Origin of the sequence: Comamonas sp. Z1 (assembly GCF_008121555.1) — a bacterium.
Taxonomy (GTDB): Bacteria; Pseudomonadota; Gammaproteobacteria; order Burkholderiales; family Burkholderiaceae_C; genus Comamonas; species Comamonas thiooxydans.
Window position 1 is genome coordinate 1 of sequence record NZ_VOQT01000034.1, and the last position, 22,763, is coordinate 22,763.

General features: G+C 58.2%; 17 protein-coding genes and 1 pseudogene. 12 read left to right on the forward strand and 6 right to left on the reverse strand.

Going from position 1 to position 22,763, the window contains the following annotated elements:
- Positions 1–494 precede the first annotated feature (494 nt).
- The 3 genes from FSY45_RS26530 to FSY45_RS26540 form a co-directional block, all read right to left on the reverse strand.
- The gene (locus FSY45_RS26530) at positions 495–2,444 is read right to left on the reverse strand and encodes a long-chain fatty acid--CoA ligase (RefSeq protein ID WP_003065026.1); all 1,950 of its coding nucleotides are present in this window, start codon (positions 2,442–2,444) and stop codon (positions 495–497) included.
- 76 nt (positions 2,445–2,520) lie between these two features.
- Entirely contained in the window at positions 2,521–4,065 is a 1,545-nt protein-coding gene (locus FSY45_RS26535; protein WP_046462852.1) for an MHYT domain-containing protein, read from the reverse strand.
- A 120-nt stretch (positions 4,066–4,185) separates the two neighbouring features.
- On the reverse strand, positions 4,186–4,821 hold the full coding sequence (locus tag FSY45_RS26540) for a GntR family transcriptional regulator (protein ID WP_003065031.1): 636 nt from the start codon (positions 4,819–4,821) through the stop codon (positions 4,186–4,188).
- A gap of 122 nt (positions 4,822–4,943) precedes the next feature.
- On the opposite strand from FSY45_RS26540, the gene scpA reads away from it, so the two are divergent.
- The 6 genes from scpA to FSY45_RS26570 all read left to right on the forward strand — a co-directional run bounded on the left by scpA (position 4,944) and on the right by FSY45_RS26570 (position 13,344).
- The gene (scpA, locus tag FSY45_RS26545) at positions 4,944–7,118 is read left to right on the forward strand and encodes a methylmalonyl-CoA mutase (RefSeq protein ID WP_046462851.1); all 2,175 of its coding nucleotides are present in this window, start codon (positions 4,944–4,946) and stop codon (positions 7,116–7,118) included.
- A gap of 37 nt (positions 7,119–7,155) precedes the next feature.
- On the forward strand, positions 7,156–8,160 hold the full coding sequence (gene meaB, locus FSY45_RS26550) for a methylmalonyl Co-A mutase-associated GTPase MeaB (RefSeq protein WP_187427620.1): 1,005 nt from the start codon (positions 7,156–7,158) through the stop codon (positions 8,158–8,160).
- 80 nt (positions 8,161–8,240) lie between these two features.
- Complete coding sequence (locus FSY45_RS26555; RefSeq protein ID WP_003065036.1) at positions 8,241–9,776, forward strand: acyl-CoA carboxylase subunit beta; 1,536 nt, start codon at positions 8,241–8,243, stop codon at positions 9,774–9,776.
- Between the two features lie 27 nt (positions 9,777–9,803).
- Complete coding sequence (locus FSY45_RS26560) at positions 9,804–11,852, forward strand: acetyl/propionyl/methylcrotonyl-CoA carboxylase subunit alpha (protein ID WP_046462850.1); 2,049 nt, start codon at positions 9,804–9,806, stop codon at positions 11,850–11,852.
- Positions 11,853–11,997: 145 nt separating this feature from the next.
- On the forward strand, positions 11,998–12,810 hold the full coding sequence (locus FSY45_RS26565; protein ID WP_046462849.1) for a YdcF family protein: 813 nt from the start codon (positions 11,998–12,000) through the stop codon (positions 12,808–12,810).
- Positions 12,811–12,879: 69 nt separating this feature from the next.
- Entirely contained in the window at positions 12,880–13,344 is a 465-nt protein-coding gene (locus tag FSY45_RS26570) for a VOC family protein (protein ID WP_046462848.1), read from the forward strand.
- A gap of 53 nt (positions 13,345–13,397) precedes the next feature.
- Here the strand turns inward: FSY45_RS26570 and FSY45_RS26575 are convergent, their stop codons facing one another.
- Positions 13,398–14,333 carry an OmpP1/FadL family transporter gene (locus FSY45_RS26575; protein ID WP_223305789.1) on the reverse strand — a complete coding sequence of 312 codons (936 nt, stop codon included), beginning with the start codon at positions 14,331–14,333 and terminating at the stop codon, positions 13,398–13,400.
- Between the two features lie 352 nt (positions 14,334–14,685).
- On the opposite strand from FSY45_RS26575, the gene FSY45_RS26580 reads away from it, so the two are divergent.
- Positions 14,686–15,606: an alpha/beta hydrolase gene (locus FSY45_RS26580; protein ID WP_046462846.1), complete on the forward strand. Its 921-nt coding sequence runs from the start codon at positions 14,686–14,688 to the stop codon at positions 15,604–15,606.
- Here FSY45_RS26580 and FSY45_RS26585 read toward each other — a convergent pair.
- Entirely contained in the window at positions 15,576–16,682 is a 1,107-nt protein-coding gene (locus FSY45_RS26585) for a site-specific integrase (RefSeq protein WP_046462845.1), read from the reverse strand. The two genes, FSY45_RS26580 and FSY45_RS26585, sit on opposite strands and share 31 nt — an antisense overlap.
- Before the next feature lie 392 nt (positions 16,683–17,074).
- Between FSY45_RS26585 and FSY45_RS26590 the strand changes: the two genes are divergently transcribed.
- Together FSY45_RS26590 and FSY45_RS26595 are read left to right on the forward strand one after the other, a co-directional pair.
- Positions 17,075–18,058, forward strand: coding sequence for a DNA-binding protein (locus FSY45_RS26590; protein ID WP_034361999.1), 984 nt, complete (start codon positions 17,075–17,077; stop codon positions 18,056–18,058).
- A gap of 383 nt (positions 18,059–18,441) precedes the next feature.
- Positions 18,442–18,817 (forward strand): annotated as a pseudogene (locus FSY45_RS26595) (aspartate-alanine antiporter); the annotation flags it as partial.
- Positions 18,818–18,896: 79 nt separating this feature from the next.
- Here the strand turns inward: FSY45_RS26595 and FSY45_RS26600 are convergent.
- Entirely contained in the window at positions 18,897–19,787 is an 891-nt protein-coding gene (locus FSY45_RS26600) for a LysR family transcriptional regulator (protein WP_003065051.1), read from the reverse strand.
- Positions 19,788–19,867: 80 nt separating this feature from the next.
- Between FSY45_RS26600 and FSY45_RS26605 the strand changes: the two genes are divergently transcribed.
- The 3 genes from FSY45_RS26605 to FSY45_RS26615 are packed head-to-tail and all read left to right on the forward strand — an operon-like array spanning position 19,868 to position 22,616.
- Positions 19,868–21,247, forward strand: a complete 1,380-nt coding sequence (locus FSY45_RS26605) for an acyclic terpene utilization AtuA family protein (RefSeq protein ID WP_046462540.1) — start codon at positions 19,868–19,870, stop codon at positions 21,245–21,247.
- 3 nt (positions 21,248–21,250) lie between these two features.
- Positions 21,251–21,613, forward strand: coding sequence for a hypothetical protein (locus tag FSY45_RS26610; protein WP_003065056.1), 363 nt, complete (start codon positions 21,251–21,253; stop codon positions 21,611–21,613).
- Positions 21,614–21,644: 31 nt separating this feature from the next.
- Entirely contained in the window at positions 21,645–22,616 is a 972-nt protein-coding gene (locus tag FSY45_RS26615) for a tripartite tricarboxylate transporter substrate binding protein (RefSeq protein WP_046462541.1), read from the forward strand.
- Positions 22,617–22,763 lie beyond the last annotated feature (147 nt).

Below are 22,763 nucleotides of genomic sequence, written 5' to 3' on the forward strand. Positions count from 1 at the left end.
CGGCGCTTCTGCGGCCCCAGCACCTCTACGTTCGTTAGATTTTTAGGACTAGGCATAAATACAGTCACAAGACTACCTCTTAGGTTAAGAGGGTTTACCTGTCCTCAGATCAATGGGGCCGCTCCACTGCGCCGGTTGTAGGTTTCATCGGGGTCGGATTGACTGCGGGAGGCAAGGAACCTGTTAACACCAATCTAAATCTGCGAAAAGTGAAGCTTCCAGTTATCGATGTGTATGGTGACAACGAAATGGATGCTAGAGCAGCATCTTTTCGCAAGTCCCTCGTTTCCGAGAACTTTGTGCAAGTGGAGGTTCCTGGAGCAAAGCATGATTACCGTGGCTATGAGAAGCCAGTGTCAGACATCGTTATCGAATGGCTGAAGAAGAGAGAAGGTCGGTGAGTATGAAGTTAGCAACCGAATTTGAATTGACTAACCATATTTAATGTAACTTACATGAGTTTTACAAGGGCTCCTTAAACCCTTCTCGATCGATTAATGAGTCTTTGTCTTCCAGCTGTCAATGGGCTTGACGTACATCTGCTCGATAGCGTCTTGGTAGTGGGTCATCAGGTTCTTTCGCTTGAGCTTGAGGGTAGGGGTCATCAGGCCGTTGTCAATGTTCCAACTATCCCTGACCAGGTGGATGGCTCTGGGCACCGCATAACGGGCGAAGCTGCGTGTCTGCCTCTCTATTCGGGCCAGCGCTTCTCTCTCTGCCGCTGCATGCTGCAGACTGGATCCGTCATTCGGGTTCAGTCCAACACTCCTGGCAAGCATTTCCCATTCCACTTGGCCAACAACCGCGATACAGGCGATGAACGGACGATCCTCGCCAACTACAAACACTTGCTCAAACAGGGGATCGACGAGGATGGCCTGCTCCACATCATTGGGAGGCACTTTCTCACCCGTCGATGTAACAATGATTTCCTTGATGCGACCTTTGATTCGGATACGGCCATTTTCGATTGAAGCCTGGTCACCGGTTCTCAGCCAGCCATCGGCGGTAAAGGCTTTGGCGGTGTCTTCCGGACGATTCCAGTAACCGCGCATCACTACCGGGCCAGACACCTGCAACTCCTGATCATCACCAATTCGGACCTCAATTCCCGGTAGTACATGGCCAACGGTATCCGGCCAGTTATCGTCGAGTCCGTTGGCGCTGACCACAGGAGCGGTTTCGGTCATGCCATAGCCTTGCACCATGGGCAGGCCCAGGCCCAGAAAAGTGCGCGCAATTGTCGGAGACAGCGGGGCTCCGCCACTCACAGCGACGCGAAGTCGGCCTCCAAACTGCGCAAGTAGAGGCTGGGCGACAAGTTTGCGCAAAAGCCAGCCGGGCAAGGCAGAAGCCCAGCTCGCCTTGGCTTCCGGTTGCTCGCCCAAGGGCATGCCTTGATGAGCGCAGAAGCTCTTCCAGCCTTTGTTGACTGCCGCGTCGAACAGCTTGTGCTTGAAAGGGCTGGAAGCAAGCGACTCTTGGACCTTGGCATAAACACGTTCATAGATGCGAGGCACTGAGATCAGTACGGTCGGCTTGACCTGCTTCATATCCTGTGCGAGTTGTGCAACAGAGCGTGCGTACGCGACGCAGGAACCGGTAGCAACGGCCAGGTAGTAGCCCGCAGTTCGCTCGAAAGTGTGTGAGAGCGGCAGAAACGAGAGAAAGACGTCCTCAGGGAAGGCCTTCACACGCTGCATCACCGCGTGTAAATCACTGACCACGTTGTCGTGAGTGAGCATGACGCCCTTGGGCTTTCCCGTCGTTCCGGAGGTGTAGACAATGCCCGCCAACTCCGTTTTATTTGGTGGCAGGGGGAGGGCAGAGGTATGCCGCTGACCAGCCTGAAGCCAGGCAGACAAAACAATGACCGGCTTACGCTGCAAGACCTTGACTGAGTCCTGCTCTGCTTGCTCGACAGGTACGACGTAAGCGTTCGACGAATCGATCGGACGGCCTTGCTGTGCGTGAATAACGGCCTGGAGTCCCGGCAGGTCCTGACCTGTAGCACAGATTCTCTGCCAGGCCTTGGCGTCGGCCACGACCAGCAAGGAAGCACCCGAGTCGGCCAGGATGTATGCAATGCTTCCGGCATTGTCGATGGCATGCAGAGGAACTGGCACGTAACCACAACGCAGACAGGCCTGGTCGATGGTCATTGCATCAAAGCCATTGGGCAGCAAGATTGCAACCCTTGCACCGACAGGAAGATTCGAGGCGCACAGGGCGCGGCTCCACAGAGCGACACGTTTGGCAGTTTCGGCCCAGCTCAGGCTTTTCCAGGCATTTGTGCTCTCATCAAACTCTCTGTAAGCCTCGGCCGATGGCGTGCAGCGAACGCGCATGGCCAGAAGCTCTGGCAAGGTTTGCACTTGCTCGATAGTCAAATGCTGTTTCTCTGCTTGGAGACCCAGTACATCGGTTTCACTTGCTTGGTTCATGCGCTTGCCTTCAGGAAGCGGGAAATTTCCCGCTACGTGAATGATAGCGCTAGAGAGATTCAGGCCGGTATAGGACTCAGATTGTGGCTCCGAGCGGGATATCGATGCTTTGATAGCAGACGGCGATGTAATGGTGCAGGCGCTGCTGCTCGTCGCGTACTGCCGTCAGGGAAATCTGATGGCGGTTCCCGTCATGGTGCATCACGCGAAGGCCTTGCCAGTGCCCTTTTTTACCGATTTCCGTCCAGATCTGCGACCACTGGACCACCGTGTTGTCATCGTCGTGAATGAAAAGACTGGAGAACTCCTTGTTCTTCGCTGCCTGGCGGTTCAAGCCGCTGATACGTGCAAAGGCCGGGTTGATGTCTACAATTTTCCGGTTCGCATCAAGGACCACCATGCCTTCGAAGGAATGATTGAATACCGTGGCAGCTATATGTAGTTGTCGTTCGGTTCGCTTGCGGTCTGAGAGATCGGTCAGAAGGCCTATATACATGCGCTGACCCCGGGCCTCGGCTTGGCTCAAGGCCAGGCGCATGGGAATCAGCGTACCGTCCTTGTGCTGGCCAAGCACCTCTGAAATTTTGTTCTTCAGAGGTGGCGCGTTGTTTCGCTGGCCGGCTTCATGCTGCTCCAGATAATGATCATGCTGGTTGAACAGCGCTGCGGGCATGAGCATTTTCACGTTCTGGCCCAATACTTCATCTGGACTCCAGCCGAATATGACCTCAGCTGCTGGGTTGTAATCCGTTACGCATCCCCGATTATCGATGCAGATAATTCCATCTGCTGCCATATTCACCAAAGCTTGCAGTCGGGCTTCATTCATATCCACTTTCTGCCAGCGACTGCGGTACTGAATCAAGGCATTGGCCTGTGCAATCAGTCCGCCAAATAGCAGAGTAATCACGGCAATGGTCAGCGCCAGAATCAAACGATCGTTCGATGATGCCGCGTCATACGTTTCATGCTCGGCCGTGACTCGCAGCGCCAGCATGGCTGTGTAATGCATGCCTGAGATCGCGGCGCCCATGATGATGGCCGCCAGTGTTTTGCGCCAGTGGTCTTGTTTGAGGTTGAAGCGTGCCAGCCCGAAACGAATCCAGAGCGCCAAAGTGGCCAGCGCTACGCCAACAATGAGAGAAATGGCAAACCAGAGTGGTGAATACTGGTGCGTGGCAGGCATGCGCATTGCTGCCATGCCGCTGTAATGCATTGCAGCAATGCCGATACCAACCGTCAAGCCACCTAATGCCAATTGCCTGAGATTGAGTTCATTGTGAGCCAGCAAGGCAAGGGCCACTGCTGATGCCGCGATACCTGGAATGATGGAGAAGACGGTGACCGGCAAATCATACTGAACTACAGCATGCATAGAATAAGCAAGCATGCCGATGAAATGCATGGCCCAGATGCCTATGCCCAGTGCCAGCGACCCGCTCACAATGGACCAGTTGCGCAACTGCCTTGATGTGGCCAGTCTGGCAAAAGCAGCATGGCGCAAAGCTTGACCAGAGGCAATCCAGCAAACTGCCAGCGATAAGGTCACAAGGAAGGGGTCATATTCACCCTTTAGCACGTGAGCGTCGGCAGACGGGCTCCAGAAAAATTGCGCCAGCATGAATCATGGTCCTGTAACACTGAAAGCACATTCAGTTACCTGACAAGCATCGCATGAAGTGGGTAATCCAATATTTCAAATTTGTAGGATAAATACTAGAACGGATCGAACATGGATCTTTTAGATCGCAGCGTCGAGTCCATTTGAGAAATGCTGCTGCACTGCGCTCATGGCAATTTTCGGATCGCGCTTCAGCAGTGCTTGCATGATGGCTTCGTGCTCTGCCAGGGAGTCTTCAATACGGCCTTGTTTGAACAGCGATTTGTGACGGTTCAGCTTCATGACCTTGCGCAAATCGGCCACCAGCTGGTTACGCCAGCGGTTATCGGCAATATCGAGAATCTGCATGTGAAAGCTCTCGTTGAGCGCAAAAAACCGCTCGGCGTCGGCTGTGTTCCGCTTCAACTCCTCGTGGGTCTGCTGCAGACGCTGCAATTGCTCGTCCGTGGCCTTGCCGGCAACCTCGGCCGCAGCATCTGCCTCCAGCAGACTCAGCAATCGATAGACGTCGGAGATGTCCTTGCGCGATACCTCGGTCACGTAAGCGCCTCGACGCAGCTTCATCGTCACCAGGCCTTCAGCGGCCAGTACTTTCAGTGCCTCGCGCAGGGGAGTGCGGCTGATGCCGTATTCCTCGGCAATCTTGAGTTCGTCGATCCAGGCTCCTGGCTCAAGCTCTCGCCGGAAGATGCGTTGACGCAACTGCTCGGCGACCTGCTCATATAGCGCAAGAGGAGTAAGTGTTTTGCTTGTCATTACGCGAGATTATATGCTGCAAGTATTTTGAATTCATAATTATGAATCATGTACACTAGGCGCATCTAGGTAGTTCACCGCAATTCCAAACTTCACTGCGCGCACCGCATACGAGAGACAACATGAGCCAAGAGAATCCGGCACAGGACCCACAAGAATTTGCACCCGCTGATCTGCAAGCCTGGAACAAGGCCGCCAACAAGGCGGCCCCCGGTGGCGACATCAACAACCTGAACTGGGTCACGCCGGACGGCATTATCGTCAAGCCGCTTTATACGGCCGAAGACACTGCCGATCTGCCTTTTACCAACACGCTGCCGGGATTTGCACCTTATATCCGCGGCCCCCAGGCCACCATGTATGCAGGCCGGCCCTGGACCATTCGCCAGTACGCCGGATTCTCCACCGCCGAAGAATCCAATGCCTTCTATCGCAAGGCCCTGGCTGCCGGCGGTCAAGGCGTCTCCGTCGCTTTTGACCTGGCTACGCACCGTGGCTACGACTCTGACCATCCACGCGTGACGGGGGATGTGGGCAAGGCCGGTGTGGCGATTGACTCCGTCGAGGATATGAAGATCCTCTTCAACGAGATCCCCCTGGACAAGGTGTCCGTTTCCATGACCATGAACGGCGCCGTGCTGCCCGTGCTGGCCGGCTATGTGGTAGCCGCCGAAGAGCAGGGTGTTTCGCAGGACCAACTCGCCGGAACGATTCAGAACGATATTCTGAAAGAGTTCATGGTGCGCAACACCTATATCTATCCGCCCAAGCCGTCGATGAAGATCATTGGCGACATCATCGAGTACACGAGCCAGAACATGCCAAAGTTCAACTCGATCTCGATCTCGGGCTACCACATGCAGGAAGCCGGCGCCAACCAGGCGCTGGAGATGGCTTTCACGCTGGCCGACGGCAAGGAATATGTGAAGACAGCCATTGCCAAGGGCATGGACGTGGACGCTTTTGCGGGCCGTCTGTCCTTCTTCTGGGCCGTGGGCATGAATTTCTACCTGGAAGTGGCCAAAATGCGTGCCGCGCGCCTGCTGTGGTGCCGCATCATGAAGGGCTTTGACGCCAAGAACCCCAAGAGCCTGATGCTGCGCACCCATAGCCAGACTTCGGGCTGGTCGCTGACCGAGCAGGACCCTTACAACAACGTGGTTCGCACCACTATCGAAGCCATGGCGGCCGTGTTTGGCGGCACCCAGTCCCTGCACACCAATGCGCTGGACGAGGCCATTGCTCTGCCCACGGAGTTCTCTGCCCGTATTGCCCGCAACACGCAGCTGATCATTCAGGAAGAGACCCATATCACCAATGTGATCGACCCCTGGGCCGGCTCCTACATGATGGAAAAACTGACCCAGGAAATGGCCGACAAGGCCTGGGCCATTATCGAGGAGGTCGATGCCATGGGCGGCATGACTGCCGCGGTGGATAGCGGCTGGGCCAAGCTCAAGATCGAGGCTGCCGCCGCCGAGAAGCAGGCGCGTATCGACTCGGGCAAGGAAGTCATCGTCGGCGTCAACAAGTACAAGCTGGCCAAGGAAGACCCGGTCGACATTCTGGAAGTGGACAATGTCAAGGTGCGTGACAGCCAGATTGCGCGGCTCAAGAATATCAAGGCTAAGCGCGATGCTGCCCAAGTGGAAGCTGCGCTGGCCGCCATCACGGCAGCGGCAGAGTCCGGCGAGGGCAATCTGCTGGATCTGTCCATCAAGGCCGTGCGCCTGCGTGCCACTGTAGGTGAAGTTTCCGACGCGATGGAAAAGGCGTTTGGCCGCCACCGCGCCGATACCCAGAAGGTGACCGGTGTGTATGCTGCCGCTTATGACTCAGCCGAAGGCTGGGACAAGCTCAAGGAAGAAATCAACACCGCTTCGCAGGCCATGGGGCGCCGTCCCCGCGTGATGATTGCCAAGCTGGGTCAGGACGGTCACGACCGCGGGGCCAAGGTGGTCGCAACCGCTTTTGCCGACTTGGGTTTCGACGTGGACATGGGGCCGCTGTTCCAGACACCCGAAGAATGCGCTCGCCAAGCCATCGAGAACGATGTGCACGCCGTGGGTGTCTCCACTCTGGCCGCCGGGCACAAGACCTTGGTGCCGGCCATCATTGCCGAGCTCAAGAAGCAGGGTGCGGACGACATCATCGTCTTCGTGGGCGGCGTTATTCCCGCTCAGGACTATGATTTCCTCTACAACGCGGGCGTCAAGGGCGTATACGGCCCCGGCACCCCCATTCCTGCCAGCGCCAAGGATGTGCTGGAGCAGATCAAGAAGGCCAATGGTCTCTGATCGGCCGGCAAGCATCGATAGCAAAGGCGATCGCAACGTGACCCCTGAGCAAATGCAAGACGGCATCCTGCACGGCAATCCCGCCGTGCAGCGCCGGGCCATGGCCAAGGCCATTACCTTGCTTGAATCCTCCCGGGCCGACCACCGTGAACAGGCTGACGGTCTGCTCACCGCTCTGTTGCCGCACACGGGCAAGGCATTTCGCCTTGGCATCAGTGGCGTGCCGGGCGTCGGCAAATCCACCTTCATCGAAGCCCTGGGCCTGTTCCTGATAGAGAAGGGGCTGCGTGTGGCCGTGCTGGCGATCGATCCGTCCAGCACCGTCTCGGGCGGCTCCATCCTCGGCGACAAGACCCGCATGGAGCAACTGTCCATGCGGCTGGAGGCCTATATCCGTCCCAGCCCCAGCAGCGGCACGCTGGGCGGTGTGGCCGAAAAGACGCGCGAGGCCATGCTGGTCTGCGAAGCCGCCGGTTACGACGTGGTCATCGTCGAGACCGTGGGCGTGGGTCAGAGCGAGATCGCCGTGCACGGCATGACGGACATGTTCTGCGTGCTGCAACTGCCCAATGCGGGCGACGACCTGCAGGCCATCAAAAAGGGCGTGATGGAGCTGGCCGACCTGGTGGTCATCAACAAGGCCGACATCGACCCCCATGCCGCTACACGTGCTCAGGCCCAGATCACATCGAGCCTGCGCCTGCTGGGCATGCACGGCAACCCCGATCACGCCAACACCGGCGCGCTGTGGCAGCCGCGGGTGCTGCAGATCAGTGCCTTGCTTGGGCAAGGGGTGGAGGGCTTCTGGGCTGCAGTCAGCAGCTTCAGGGAGCTGCAAACCGCCAACGGCCGCCTGGCCCTGCGCCGCGAGAAGCAGGCCCTGGCCTGGATGTGGGAGCGCATCGATTTCGGCCTCAAGCAGGCGTTTCGCCAGCATCCGCAGGTCAAGGCCATGCTCCCCGTCCTTCAGGACGATGTGGCTGCGGGTCGTATCGCCGCCAGTACCGCAGCAAGAAATCTGCTTCTAGCCCAAATGCAGTAGGCGCTAGCAGCTCTTATTACCATAGCATCGCAGCATCACCATTGCGAGACAAGCAACCCAAATCACGTTAGAGGACAAGCATGCAAGACGATATCCTGAAGCAGCTGGAAGCCAAGCGAGAACTCGCTCGGTTGGGTGGGGGACAAAAGCGCATCGATGCGCAGCACAAGAAAGGCAAGCTGACGGCGCGCGAGCGTATCGAGCTGCTGCTGGACGACGGCACTTTTGAAGAATGGGATATGTTCGTGGAGCACCGCTGCACGGACTTTGGCATGGAAAACACCAAGATCCCCGGAGACGGCGTGGTCACCGGCTACGGCATGATCAACGGCCGTCTGGTCTTTGTGTTCAGCCAGGACTTCACGGTGTTCGGCGGTGCGCTGTCCGAAACCCATGCCGAGAAAATCTGCAAGGTGATGGATCAGGCCATGAAGGTCGGCGCCCCCGTCATCGGCCTCAACGACTCGGGTGGTGCGCGTATCCAGGAAGGGGTTGCCTCTCTGGGCGGCTATGCCGATGTGTTCCAGAAGAATGTGCTGGCCTCGGGCGTGGTGCCCCAGATCTCCATGATCATGGGCCCCAGCGCCGGCGGCGCCGTGTACTCGCCGGCCATGACCGACTTCATCTTCATGGTCAAGGACAGCTCCTATATGTTCGTGACCGGGCCCGAAGTCGTGAAGACCGTGACCCACGAGGAAGTCACGGCCGAAGAGCTGGGCGGAGCCATCACCCACACCACCAAGAGCGGCGTAGCCGACATGGCTTTCGACAACGACGTGGAAGCACTGATGATGCTGCGTCGCCTCTATAACTACCTGCCCTTGAACAACAAGGAAAAGGCTCCCGTGCGCGAAACCACAGACCCCGTGGGCCGCGCCGACATGTCGCTGGATACGCTGGTGCCTGAAAACGCCAACAAGCCCTACGACATGAAGGAGCTGATTCTCAAGACCGTGGACGATGGCGATTTCTTCGAGCTGCAGCCCGAGTACGCCAAGAACATCATCATCGGTTTTGCCCGCATGGCCGGCCAGACCGTGGGCGTCGTGGCCAATCAGCCCCTGGTGCTGGCTGGCTGCCTGGACATCAAATCCTCCATCAAGGCCGCGCGCTTCGTGCGCTTTTGCGATGCCTTCAACATCCCCGTGGTCACCTTTGTGGACGTGCCCGGTTTCATGCCCGGCACCTCTCAGGAATACGGCGGCATCATCAAGCACGGCGCCAAGCTGCTGTATGCGTATGCCGAAGCCACGGTGCCGAAGATCACCGTCATCACGCGCAAGGCCTATGGCGGCGCCTACGACGTGATGGCCTCCAAGCATTTGCGCGGCGACGTGAACCTGGCCTGGCCCCATGCCGAAATCGCCGTGATGGGCGCCAAGGGCGCTGTGGAGATCATCTTCCGAGAAGACAAGAACGATCCGGTGAAGCTGGCCGCGCGCGAAGCGGAATACAAGGAACGCTTTGCGAACCCCTTTGTGGCCGGCGCCCGTGGCTTTATCGACGATGTGATCCAGCCGCATGAAACGCGCAAGCGCATCTGCCGCTCACTGGAGATGCTCAAGAACAAGCAGCTGGACAACCCCTGGCGCAAGCACGGGAACATCCCTCTGTAAGAACAAGAAGAACCAGGAGATATATCCATGTTTACCAAGATTCTGATCGCCAACCGTGGCGAGATCGCGTGCCGAGTCATCGCCACCGCGCGCAAGATGGGCATCCAGACCGTGGCGGTCTATTCCGACGCCGACAAGGACGCACGCCATGTCAAGCTGGCCGACGAGGCCGTACGCCTCGGTCCTGCTCCCAGCCGCGAGTCCTATCTGCTGGGCGAGAAAATCATTGAAGCCTGCAAGCAGACCGGCGCACAGGCAGTGCACCCCGGCTACGGTTTCCTGTCGGAAAACGAGGGCTTTGCCAAGCGCTGCGAAGAAGAGGGCATTGCCTTCATCGGCCCCAAGTCGCATTCCATTGCTGCCATGGGCGACAAGATCGCTTCCAAGAAGCTGGCCGGCGAAGCCCAGGTCAACACCATCCCCGGCTACAACGACGCCATCGCGGGCCCCGAGCAGGCCGTGGAAATCGCCAAGGGCATTGGCTACCCGGTGATGATCAAGGCCTCGGCCGGTGGTGGCGGCAAGGGTTTGCGCGTGGCCTTCAACGACAAGGAAGCTTTTGAAGGCTTTGCCTCTTGCCAGAACGAAGCGCGCAACAGCTTTGGCGACGACCGCATCTTCATCGAGAAGTTCGTGCAGGAGCCCCGCCATATCGAAATCCAGATTTTGGGCGACAGCCACGGCAATGTGGTTTACCTGAACGAGCGCGAATGCTCGATCCAGCGTCGTCACCAGAAGGTGATCGAGGAAGCGCCTTCGCCCTTCATCAGTGACGAAACCCGCAAGGCCATGGGCGAGCAAGCCGTGGCCCTGGCCAAGGCTGTCAAGTACCAGAGCGCTGGCACCGTGGAGTTCGTGGTCGGCAAGGACCAGGACTTCTACTTCCTGGAGATGAATACCCGTCTGCAGGTGGAGCACCCGGTGACCGAATGCATCACTGGCCTCGATCTCGTCGAGCAGATGATTCGTGTGGCCGCCGGTGAAAAACTGTCCTTTGCCCAGGCCGATGTGAAGCGCGACGGCTGGGCCATCGAGTGCCGTATCAACGCCGAAGACCCGTTCCGCAATTTCCTGCCTTCGACCGGTCGTCTGGTGCGCTTTGCGCCGCCCGAGCAGACCATGTGGCAGTCCGATACCGAGCATCTGAACGGCGTGCGTGTGGATACTGGCGTCTACGACGGCGGCGAGATCCCCATGTACTACGACTCGATGATTGCCAAGCTCATCGTACACGGCAAGGATCGCAACGACGCCATCGCCAAGGCCCGCGAAGCGCTCAACGGCTTTGCCATCCGCGGCATCAGCTCCAACATCCCGTTCCAGGCAGCTCTGCTGGCACACCCGGACTTTGTCTCGGGCAAGTTCAACACCGGCTTCATCGCCCAGCACTATGCCGACGGCTTCCATGCCGAGGACGTGCCCCACGATGACCCCGACTTCCTGGTGGCTCTGGCCCTGTTCCGCAATCGCCGCTACCGTGCGCGTGCATCGACCATCTCCGGCCAGATGCAGGGCCACCAGGTTCAGGTGGGCGAGAAGTACACCGCCGTGGTTCTGGGCGCTGAAGGCAAGAATCAGTATGTGACTGGCGAAGTGACCGACTTCGATGCCCAGGCGCGCGTTTGCAAGGTGGTGATCGGCGACAAGGCCTACGAGTTCCGCAGCAATGCCGATATTCGCGACCTGGTGGTGCGCGGCGTCTGCAACGGCAAGGCTTTCACCTGCCAGATCGAGCGCGGCAACGGCAAGAACCCGCTGGCTCTGCGTGTCATCCACAACGGCACGCAAGCCGATGTGCTGGTGCTCTCGCCCAAGGGCGCCGAGATGCACAAGCTCATGCCTTACAAGGCCCCGCCCGACCTGTCCAAATTCCTGCTCTCGCCCATGCCCGGCCTGCTGGTCGACGTGGCAGTGCAGCCCGGCCAGAAGGTGCAGGCCGGCGAGAAGCTGGCCGTCATCGAAGCCATGAAGATGGAGAACATCCTGTTCGCAGCCCAGGATGGTGTGGTCAGCAAGATCAGCGCCGCCAAGGGCGACTCGCTGGCGGTGGACGACATCATTCTGGAATTCGAGTGATGAGAGCTTTTCGGGACCTCTGTTCAGAACCGATATGGTCTGAGCATAAGGCCCCGAAGCAAAAGCCCGCACGGCTTTGGCTCTGCGGGCCTTCCAATTTTCAATAAGATCGGCTCTATCCTTTATCCAGACTCAGCTAGCAGCTATGACATTGAAAGCAGATGCAACGATTTCCCGCCCTGCCAAATTGGCGCGTGCGCTGCTGGCTCTGTCGGGGACGCTGCTGCTTGTCGATGCGCTGGTACTGATGGGCATGGGGCACTTCAATGTCGGCGTGGTGTTGCCCGCCATGCTGGGTGCCGCGGCCTTGTGGCTAAGCTGGAAATGGCGGTCGGCGCAGCACTGGCGTGCTGCCAGGCCCTTGCATAAAAGGCTCTGGTCGCTGGGCTGGGCTGGCTTTGCGCTGTGGTTGCTCAGCCTTTTCTGGTTCTGGAGCCGTTTGTCCGACCTGGGCATTGCGCCGCAGCAGGTGCCGCCCGTGCAATCCATCGTGGTGCTGGGCAGCGGCACGCTCGACGGCCACCCAAGGCCGGTGCTGGCCGCGCGACTGGATCAGGCGGCGCAACTGGCCAAGCTGCAGCCCCAGGCCTTCGTCGCCGTTTGCGGCGGTGTCGATTGGGGTGAAAAAGAGTCGGAGGCCGAGGTCATGGCCCGCTATCTGCAGCAGCGTCACGGTATTGCTGCGCAGCGGCTGGTGCTGGAAAAGCTCAGCACCAGCACCGAGCTGAACCTCAAGCTCAGCCGGCCCTTGCTGGCCGAGCGCGGCGTGGCTGCGGATGCACCCATGGCCATGGTAAGCAGCGACTTTCATCTGATGCGCGCCATGGACATTGCAAAGCGCCAGGATCTGCCTCAGGTGTATCCCGTGGCGGCTCCAACCCCTCTGGCCACGCGTTTCAATGCCTGGCTGCGCGAATACTTTGCCATGGCCAGCAGCTGGTTGCTGGGCGAGGTCTGATATTTCAATAAAAACCGGCTCTAGCGCCTACCAGTATTGCGCTTTAAGCTATCAATCAAGGAGTCATTCATGAGCAATCGTCCTTTCAAGGTTCTGGGCATTCAGCAAGTCGCCATCGGCGGCACCGACAAGCAGCGCATGAAAAAGCTGTGGGTGGACATGCTGGGTCTGGAGCAGACCGGCAGCTTCCAGAGCGAGCGCGAAAACGTGGACGAGGACATCCTGGCCATGGGGCGGGGCGCGATGAAGGTGGAAGTGGACATCATGCAGCCCATGGATATCGAGAAAAAGCCCGCCGTGCACGCCACGCCGCTGAACCATATCGGCCTGTGGATCGACGATCTGCCCAAGGCCGTGGAATGGCTGACGGCCAATGGCGTGCGATTTGCTCCCGGCGGTATTCGCAAGGGCGCGGCAGGCTATGACATCACTTTTCTGCATCCCAAGAGCAATGACGAATTTCCGATTGCAGGTGAGGGCGTGCTGATCGAGCTGGTGCAGGCTCCGGCCGACGTGATCGCAGCGCTGGGCTGAGTGTTCCGGGCTCCGGCTGCCAGATTGCAGCAGCGTGATAGCTGCGATTGTTCTTAGAACTGATAGCCGAGCCTGATCCCGAACGCCGTGGCGGACTCGGCATCAAAATTTGCCAGAGTGGTGCCGCCGCTGGAGATGTCTACCGAGCCCAGGCGCTGGTAGCTCAGCCAGGGCGTGAGCTTGAACTGCCCTTGCTGATAGCTCACCCCCACCGTGTAGCCAAGACGGCCATTGGTGGGGCGCAATGGCGACAGCGCGGCCTTGTCGCTGCGCTTGTCATAAGCCACGGCGACAAAGCCTGACCAGTTCGCAGCCAGCCTCTGCCCAAGACCCAGCGTGTAGGTGGTGGTGTCCTCCATGTCTGCCAGGCTGTGGCCTGGGAGTACCGCCGCCAGGGTCTGCGGATACAGCCTGAATTGCGACCAGTTGGTCCAGCGAATCTGTCCAAAGAGCAGGGTACCTGGCGCGATGCCTGTCTGGATATCCAGGTTGAAACTTTGCGGGGCAGTTGATGCCGTCCTTGTTTCGCCCGGCCATAGGTTTTCACGGGTAGCGATCTTGTGTTTGATAGCCGAGTAATAGGTCGCAGCAACGCGCAAGGCCATATCCGGGCGCTCATAGCTCATGCCCAGCAAGTAGCCAGGCTCGGTGCTGGGTCTGAAATCCACTCGGTATCCATTGAGCGCTCCAAACACCATTCCCCCCAGAGCGACATGTCCTTCGGTGCGCTGCAGGCGCAGCCCACCATGAACAGCCCAGTGCTCATCCAAGCGGTAGCGCATGGCCCCCATGAGCTCATGGCTGCTCACGCGGGCCTGAGTGCCGCCAAAAAGAGGCGATTGCAGAGGGCTGTAAGCAATGTCAAGGCCAAAAGGCTTGCTCAACATGAGCAGCACCGAGGTGCGCGGATTCACATCCTGCTTGTATGCAAAGCCCCATTGAGTGTAATCGTCGGCGACCTGTCCGGTGGACTTTCCCAGTACATCCATGCCCTGAATTCGAGGCTGGACCCTATAAGTTTCGACAGAAAGATAGCGACCGTTTTCAAACAAAGGCCCAAGGTCCTGGCCCGTTCTATCAAGGCCGCCGGCCTGGGCGCAGAGGCCCCACATCATGGCTACGCAGCCAGCCCCCATTTTTGCTTTTCTCAACACCTGCTCCAACGCTCTGATTCCAGTTGCATGAATGTAATTTAATGTGTCTCAGTGACAGGCGCATAGGTCTAATTGGAGGATGCAGACTCGCAGAACTGGCGCTTTCGAGGCTCCAGAGAGCTACCAGCGTGGCTTATGCTGTGCGCTGCGAATGATCGCCGCCCGAAGCCCAAAGCCGCGCAGAAAAATGCCCCCCATCTCGACCGTCCTCACGACTGCTTACTACGACCGCCAATACAACGCCCGCGCCAGCGTGCAGGACCCGCTTGCGTATCTGGCGCGCTACACGCAGGAAAGCCAGGCTGCGTTTGCATTGCCTGGCGCAGTTCGCAATCAGCGCTACAGCCCCAGGGCTACGGATGTTCTGGATATCTATCTGCCTGCAACTCAGGCAGCGAAAGCACAAGCTGCGCCTGTTTTCATCTTCATCCACGGCGGCTACTGGAAGGCCTTGAGCAAGAATGATTCGGCATTCATGGCACCCGCGCTGACGCGGGACGGAGCTATCGTCGTTGTGCCTGACTATGATCTGGCCCCCTCCGTCACACTGGACCATATCGTCGATCAGATGCGCCAGGCCTATGCCTGGGTGGTGCGCAATATCACCATCTACGGCGGTGATGCCCGCAATATCTGTGTTTGCGGAAGCTCGGCAGGAGGACATCTGGCAGGCATGTTGCTGGCCAAGGGGTGGCTGCAAGACTATGACCTGCCAGCGCAGTCCGTGCCTCGATCGGTATTGACCTTGAGCGGTCTGTTCGACCTGCAGCCGCTGCTGACAACCCATATCAACGCCTGGATGCAGCTGGACGATGCTGCCGCGATACGCAACAGCCCCCGCTTTCTGCTGCCCGATGCGAGTACGCATGGTCAGTGCCAGCTGCGCGTGAGTTGTGGCGAGTTTGAAAGCCATGAATTCAAGCGCCAGTCGCGCGAATACCTGGCTGCGTGGCAGGCGCGTTGTCTGCCGGGGCAATGGGTTGAGGCGCCGGCAACCAACCACTTTGATTTGCCGCTGCAACTGGCCGATCCGCAATCCGCCATTCATCAGACTGCGCTGCAGCTGATGGGACTTGATCAGTCCTCGTCCAGCATGCGCGCGGCCTGATTGTTGAGTGCCGAGTCGGCACGGAAGTAACCGAGTACGGTGTTCACGCTATGGTGCCCGGTCAATGCCATGGTGTCAGCCAGCGGCAGATTGCGTCTGCCGGCCTCGGTCACAAATCCCGAACGCAGCGAGTGTGCCGAAAAGTCTCCTTCCACACCGGCCAGCGCACAGCGTTCTTTGACGATGTTGCGCACGGCAGCGGGAGTCAGTGGCTCTGCCACATGGCCTCCTTTGCGGATGCGCCTGAAGATAGGACCTTCGGTGATCCGTGCAGCGTCCAACCATGCTCTCAAGGCAATGGCTGCACGGCCGGTAACGGGCTTGTGATTCTCGGGGGTATCGGTGCCGCTCTGGTTGGTCTTGCTATGGCTCAGGGTGTAGATGAACTCCCCATTAGCTACGGTGCGCAGGAAACGTATATCGGCGCCAGCCACTTCGGAGCGGCGACGCCCGCCACTGGCCCAGGCAAACAGCAGCAGCGCCCGGTCACGCAGGCCGCGCAAGCTGTCGTCGCAGCTGGCCAGCAACTCCTCCAGCACATCGCGCGTCAGCGCCTCTTTTTTCTGCGGCAACTCGCCGCGCCTTGCATAGGCCTTGCGCGTGCGTGACATCAGCTCCTTCACCGCTCCGTCCTGACAGGGATTGGGCATGGCATGCACCTGATGGGCCTTGGACATCACGGCCATGCGATGCACCAGCGTGCTGTGTGAAGGCGCCCCTTTTTTGCCCTTGTAACCGGCTGCAACCAGGGCCTCATCGATTTCGGGCGGCATTTCATGGATCAAGCCCGCGCCGGTCTGCCTCTGGGCATGGTCGATGATGAATTGCAGCACCGTGGAAACCTGCAGCGGCAGTTGCATGGGCTGGCCCAGACGCAGCAGATGCCAGGCCGCCCAGTAACGCATGGCGCTTTGATAGCTGCTGCGCGTATTGCGGGATTCGCCTTCATGCATCAGTTCCTTGATGGCTTCATGCGCTTTGGGGGCAAGAGCGGACTCAGGGACATCCTGTATCTGCAGGCGGTTGGCATCAAAAGTCACGGGAGCAGGGAAGGGCGAGGGCTTGCTTGAATCCATGGCGCTATTTTCGCCCTGACTTCATCTTCCAACCGCTGTCGATTGGCGCCAGTCAAGAAGTCTGTAGAAGCCGGGCGGCTTTGAGCGGCAAGTTCCGAGAGCGGCTTACAAGACCTGGCACGGCATGCCGAAGGTGAGACGCGGGATCGTCGCAAGCAGCTGCACCAGTGACACGGCGGCGAGTGTGTAGACGAATCAAAGAAATTTCTCTCCCTCAATGGAAAACGCCCTCCTATCCACAAATTCAGATGCTGAAAACGCGGTAATGTATGTTGTCATCTGTATGAAAATTTCATACGTAATATTTAATACATAAGATGTATTGTGTATTACGTATATAAAACATAGATCGCGATAACAATCACTTATCGTTAGTTATTTGAAGAATAGATATGAATACAAGCAAAACTACGTCAAGAGGTGTTCAGGAGTCCGATGTCTGGGCTGCAGCGGATGCGTTGATAGCCCAGGGGCTGCGTCCGACCATAGAGCGGGTGCGTCAGCAGATAGGGCGAGGCTCTCCCAATACGGTCAGCCCCATGCTGGAGACCTGGTTTGCAACGCTGGGCCGTCGTCTGGGCGTGGCGGGAGAGCAGGATCCTTCCGTGTTGCAATCGGTGCCGGACCCTGTGCAGCGTCTAGCGGAGGAGCTCTGGAATGCGGCACAGGAAGAGGCGAAAGCCGCAGCCAGCAAGGCTTTGGATCTTCGCGAACAGGCTTTGAAAGCTGCAGAGCAGGCATTTGTGGCGCAACAGGAGCAACTCGCGCAGCGCCAGGCCACCATGGAAGCGCAAAAAGATGCGCTGAATCAAGCCCTGCAGGCAGCTCAAAATCACGCCCAAGACTTGGCCCGGCGTCTTGACGAAATGCAGCAGACGCTACAGGAGCGCGATCAGCGCCTGGAAGAGCTACGTGATGAGCTGAGCAATGCCGTACGCCAGCGTGAATTGCAGCAGCAAAAGCACAGCGAGGAAATTCAGTCGGCCGCCGCCGAGCGCCAGCGCATGGCCGAACAGTACGCGGGCAACGAGCGCCATATGCTCAACGAGGTCGATCGTGCGCGGCAGGAACTCACCGCAGCGCGAAAAAGCCTGCAGGATCAGGAACGCAAGGCAGAGTCCCGCTATCAAGAGCTGCAGACTCGCTTTGAACAATCCGAGCAGGAGATCCTGAATCTGCATGCCCAGTTGCAGACCACCCAGAACACGGCAGCATTGGCGCAGGAGCGTGCAGCCGATCTCAAGAGCCTGCTGGAGGCACAACAAAGACTGGCGGCAGCAGCCAATGCAGCGGATCCCAATGTGGCCCAACCCTTGACGCGTCGAAGCAATCTGGCGGCAACCCGGCGCTCCATAAACCGACGAACCTTGCGCTAACCGGTAGCCGGCGCCCAGGCTGCGATCCAGCTCAATCCAGTCTCGGCGCCAAAGGCTTGACCGCCGGTTGATGCCGGTGGCTTGTCAATATTGGCGGTCAATGCCAAGCCGTAACTGGAGAGCCATGAGTATTTTGAAAAAAATAATCGGTAACGTCCTACATTTCGGCACGATTTTGTCTTTAATGGTGGATAGAAATAGAAGAAGACAAAAAACTACCCAGCCAATGGACGTGGCATCAGTTTTGAGATAGGCGATCTCGATCCACGCTTCCTAATAGCAAACCGCTTTCTCCTGAGTTCAAGCATTTCCAAGCCCCTGCATTTAGGGGTCTGGACGGGCTTTCCGTTGCTTGATCCTTTTATCCGGAAGTAGAGGTGGCCGTGGACTTACTCAAAAGCATCTTTCACCAATCACCAGAGGCCGCACTTTTCGCGTCTCTGGCTCTGGGGTACTGGGTCGGCAAGTTCCGCTTCGGGTCATTCCAATTAGGTGGTGTGGCTGGTTCGTTATTGGCAGCGCAGCCAGATCGGCATTCAGATCGATTCGGGCATCAAAGCCGTGCTTTTCGCCTTGTTCATATATGCCGTGGGCTTTGAAAGCGGCCCGCAGTTTTTCAATTCTTTGGGGCGTCATTCGGTCAAGGAAATCATGATGGCCGTCGTGGTGGCCTTGTCCGGCTTGATCACGGTGGTGGTTATTGCCCGGGTATTTGGCCTCGACAAAGGACTGGCTGCAGGGTTGGCTACTGGCTCGATAAAACCCTGTCACGGTAGATGGGGAGGGGGCATGTACAGGCACAGAGCTGCTGGGTGACTGATTCACGGAGAGCACCAAGTCAAGTGTTTGAAGGAGGCATGTCCTGCATCAATTGATAGAGCGCTTCAGCAACCAATGAAAGGCTGCGCTCTCGCTTCCGGACCATATAGATCTGCCGGTCCATACCCGGCAGCGGCAGGTGCCGCGCCACCAGCCCAGGCTTGTCGAAGTGAAACAGGCTCAGCGCGGGAGCTACGGTGATGCCTAGTCCGGCTTGCACTAGCCCCATCACGGTGGCCAATTGCTCAACTTCAACGAAAGTCTGCATTTTTCGCGGGAAAAAAGCGGCATCCAGATACTGACGAACGCTGCTGTGGCGTGCCAAGTGGATGAACGGCCAGGGCGTCAGATCCTCCAGCGACAGCGCGTCCCTGTCCGCCAATGGATGGTCGCTAGGGCACACCATATAGAAGCCGTCACTGCAAAACGGCTCTGCCTTCAGGTCGGGGGTATCCACGCGTATGGCGGCCAGCGCAAAATCCGCCTCTCCATTGGCCACGGCAGCAATGCATGGCTCGGACAGCACGTCCAATACACCCAGCTGAACTCCCGGATACCGGGCCGTGTACACCTTCAGCACTTCAGGAAGCCAGCCTGCGGCAAGGGATGGCAGCAATGCAACTGAGACATGTCCCTGGGCCAGTTGTGCTGTATCACGCATCGCTCTTTCGCAGGCAGCAAACTCTGCGGCGAGGCGCTCCGCAGACTGCAGAAATCGTTCCCCTTCACGGGTAAGCACCACGTGTCTTGTGCTGCGGTCGAAAAGCTTGAGCCCTACCGTTTGCTCCAAGGAGCGGATGAGTGCACTGAAAGCCGGTTGTGACAGGTGGCACATGCTGGCGGCCTGGGTGAAGTTCTTTTGTTTGGCCAGTACAAGGAATGCCTGCACATCGCGCGACGATAGATTCATTTGAAATGCGGATTAATTAATCTCAATAATCGATTTCACAGCTTATAGCGGTTTTTCTATAGTGGGCAACAGGAGGTTTCATGACAAGAGTGCAAAACGAAACGACGTCATTGCTCATCGGATGTGCGGCAGGCTTTTCCGGCGATCGAGTTGATGCAGCGAAACCCGTCGTGCAGGAGCTGGTTCGGCAAAGCAAGCCTGCCTTTCTGATCTTTGAAACGCTTGCCGAGCGCACTCTGGCACTGGCACAGCTTGCTCGTCGTCAGAATCCCGATGCAGGCTATGAGCCTCTCATGGTGGAGTTTCTCCGGCCCGTGCTCGCCGACTGCCTCGCGCATGGCATTCGAATCGTCAGCAACTTTGGTGCGGCCAACCCACAAGGCGCAGCCCGGGCCATCGCTGTATTGGCCAAGGAACTCGGAACGCGCCCACCCCAAATAGCGGTGGTTCATGGGGATGACCTCAGCGGCCCCGCGCATTACCAGCTGCTCGAAAAAGCTCTGGGCTCGGACATGCCAGAACAGCAACTGGTGAGCGCCAATGCCTATATAGGTGCACGACCCATTGCCGAGGCCTTGCTGGCAGGTGCAGACATCGTTGTGTGCGGCCGCGTTTCCGACCCCTCACTTGTTGTGGGACCTGCCATGGCCCACTTCGGCTGGGCCTGGGATGACTGGAATCGCCTGGCCCGAGCCACGATGACCGGGCATCTGCTGGAATGTGGAACCCAGGTCTCTGGCGGCTATTTCGCAGACCCCGGGTACAAAGATGTACCGGACATGGACCGCCTGGGGTATCCCATTGCCGAAATCGACAGCGCGGGCAACAGCACGATCTTCAAGCCATCTCTGACCGGGGGCTGCATCACTGCAGCCACGGTCAAAGAGCAACTGCTCTACGAAATCCATGACCCTGCCTGCTACCTCACGCCAGACGTTGTTGCCGACATCACCCAGGCAGAAGTGATTTCGGTCGGACCTGACCGGGTGCGCCTGGAAGGTGTCATCGGCCACCCGAGGCCTGAGATGCTCAAAGTCAATGTCTGCTTTGAGTCAGGGTGGTTTGCTGAGGGAGAGATCTCCTACGCAGGTCCAAGAGCTGCTGAACGTGCGCGTTTGGCCGCCCAGACCATATCCAGCCGCCTAGCGAATATTGCGCCCCTTAGAACAGACCTGATCGGCGTAACCAGCGTCTGGGGAAACGACACCAGCGACTGGCTGACTGAAGCAGGCATTGCCGGCGAATCTCGGGATGTTCGGCTTCGCATGGCCTGGCAGCATGCCGACCATGCAGTCGCGGCGCGTCTGCCACGTGAAATAAACGCCTTGTATTGCTGCGGCCCGGCGGGAGGAGGGGGCGTTCGCACCCATATGCGCCAGCGCCTGGGAATGGTGTCGTGCCTGGTGCCCCAGCAACAGATTACGACTGGCTTCCACTGGACCAAGCCTCATCAGGAGTAAGCCATGAACTCAACCCTTACCGTTCCCCTTTACCGAGTTGCGCATGGACGCACGGGTGACAAAGGGAACCGCTCCAACATCAGCGTCATTGCATGGCATCCGGATTTGTGGGAAGTGGTCTGCGAACAAGTCACCGAACAAGCCGTGATTCGTCTGTTTGCAGACCGCAAGCCAAGCCATATCCGGCGATACCTGCTACCCAAGCTCCACGCCATGAATCTGGTGCTCGACAACGTGCTGGATGGGGGAGTCAATGACTCGCTGAACCTGGACAGCCATGGAAAAACGCTGTGCTTCAGGGTGCTTGAAATGCCTGTCGTGGTTCCATGCCATCTCGAGTCATTGCTCGTCGGCCCGAGCGCCTGAATTCTCTACAACAACCACTAGGAGACAAACCATGAAATTTCCGACACGACGCACTGTTCTTGCATGCGGTGCAAGCCTGGCGCTCAGCCCCTTTGCCTTTGCACAGGGCGAATTTCCAAACAAGCCTATTACCTTTGTTGTTCCGTTTGCCGCTGGCAGTGCCACAGACCAGCTTGCACGCGCCTTGGGACAAGCCGTTTCCGAGCAAACCAAGCAGCCGGTCGTGGTGGAAAACAAAGGCGGTGCCAGTGGCATGATTGCGGCTCAAGCGGTGGCCAAGGCCGCGCCTGATGGCTACACCGTGCTCATCACGACCAATACGACGCATGCTGCCAACGAGCATTTGTACAAGAAACTCTCCTATGACCCTGTCAAGGATTTCACCCCCATCACAGGTCTGGGCAAAGGTGGGCAGGTTCTGGTCGTTCCCGCGACTTCGCCTTATCAGTCCGTAGGCGATCTGCTGGGCTACGCCAAAGCCAATCCCGGCAAGCTGAGTTTCGGCAGCGGCAGCTCTTCAAGCAGAGTCGCTGGCGAAATGCTGAAGCAGCTCGCTGGCGTCGACATCCTTCACGTTCCCTACAAGAGCAATCCGCTTGCTCTCACGGACCTTCTCGGAGGGCAAATAAACCTGATGATTACAGACGTCTCGACGGGCGTTCCTCAGATCAAGGCGGGTAAGTTGCGCCCATTGGGATATTCCACCCAGAAGCGCAGCGCACAGTTGCCTGATGTTCCGACCATCGCGGAAGCCGGTGTCAAAGGTTATGACATGGGCTACTGGTTCGCAGCCTACACGCCTGCCAATACACCAGCACCTATCGCGACCAGGCTCAATCAACTGCTGACCAAGGCAGTGAACAGCGCTGCGGCCAAGTCCTTCTTCAATATGTCCGGCTCTGAAGCCTGGACCACCTCAGCCTCGGAGTTGGCACAATTCCAAGCCGCCGAAACCACCAAGTGGGGGCAGGTCATCAAGGCAGCAGGCATTACCCCTGAATAAAGCAGAGGCAGTGCGACAGCCTGGAGTGCTCCCCGTATTTGAGGACAGGAACCCTCACGTAATTTAACGGGTTGCCATGGCCTTTCGGCGGAACTCGCGTGGCGAGTGATACCGCAGGGCGCTATGGGGGTGGTGCTCGTTGTAGTG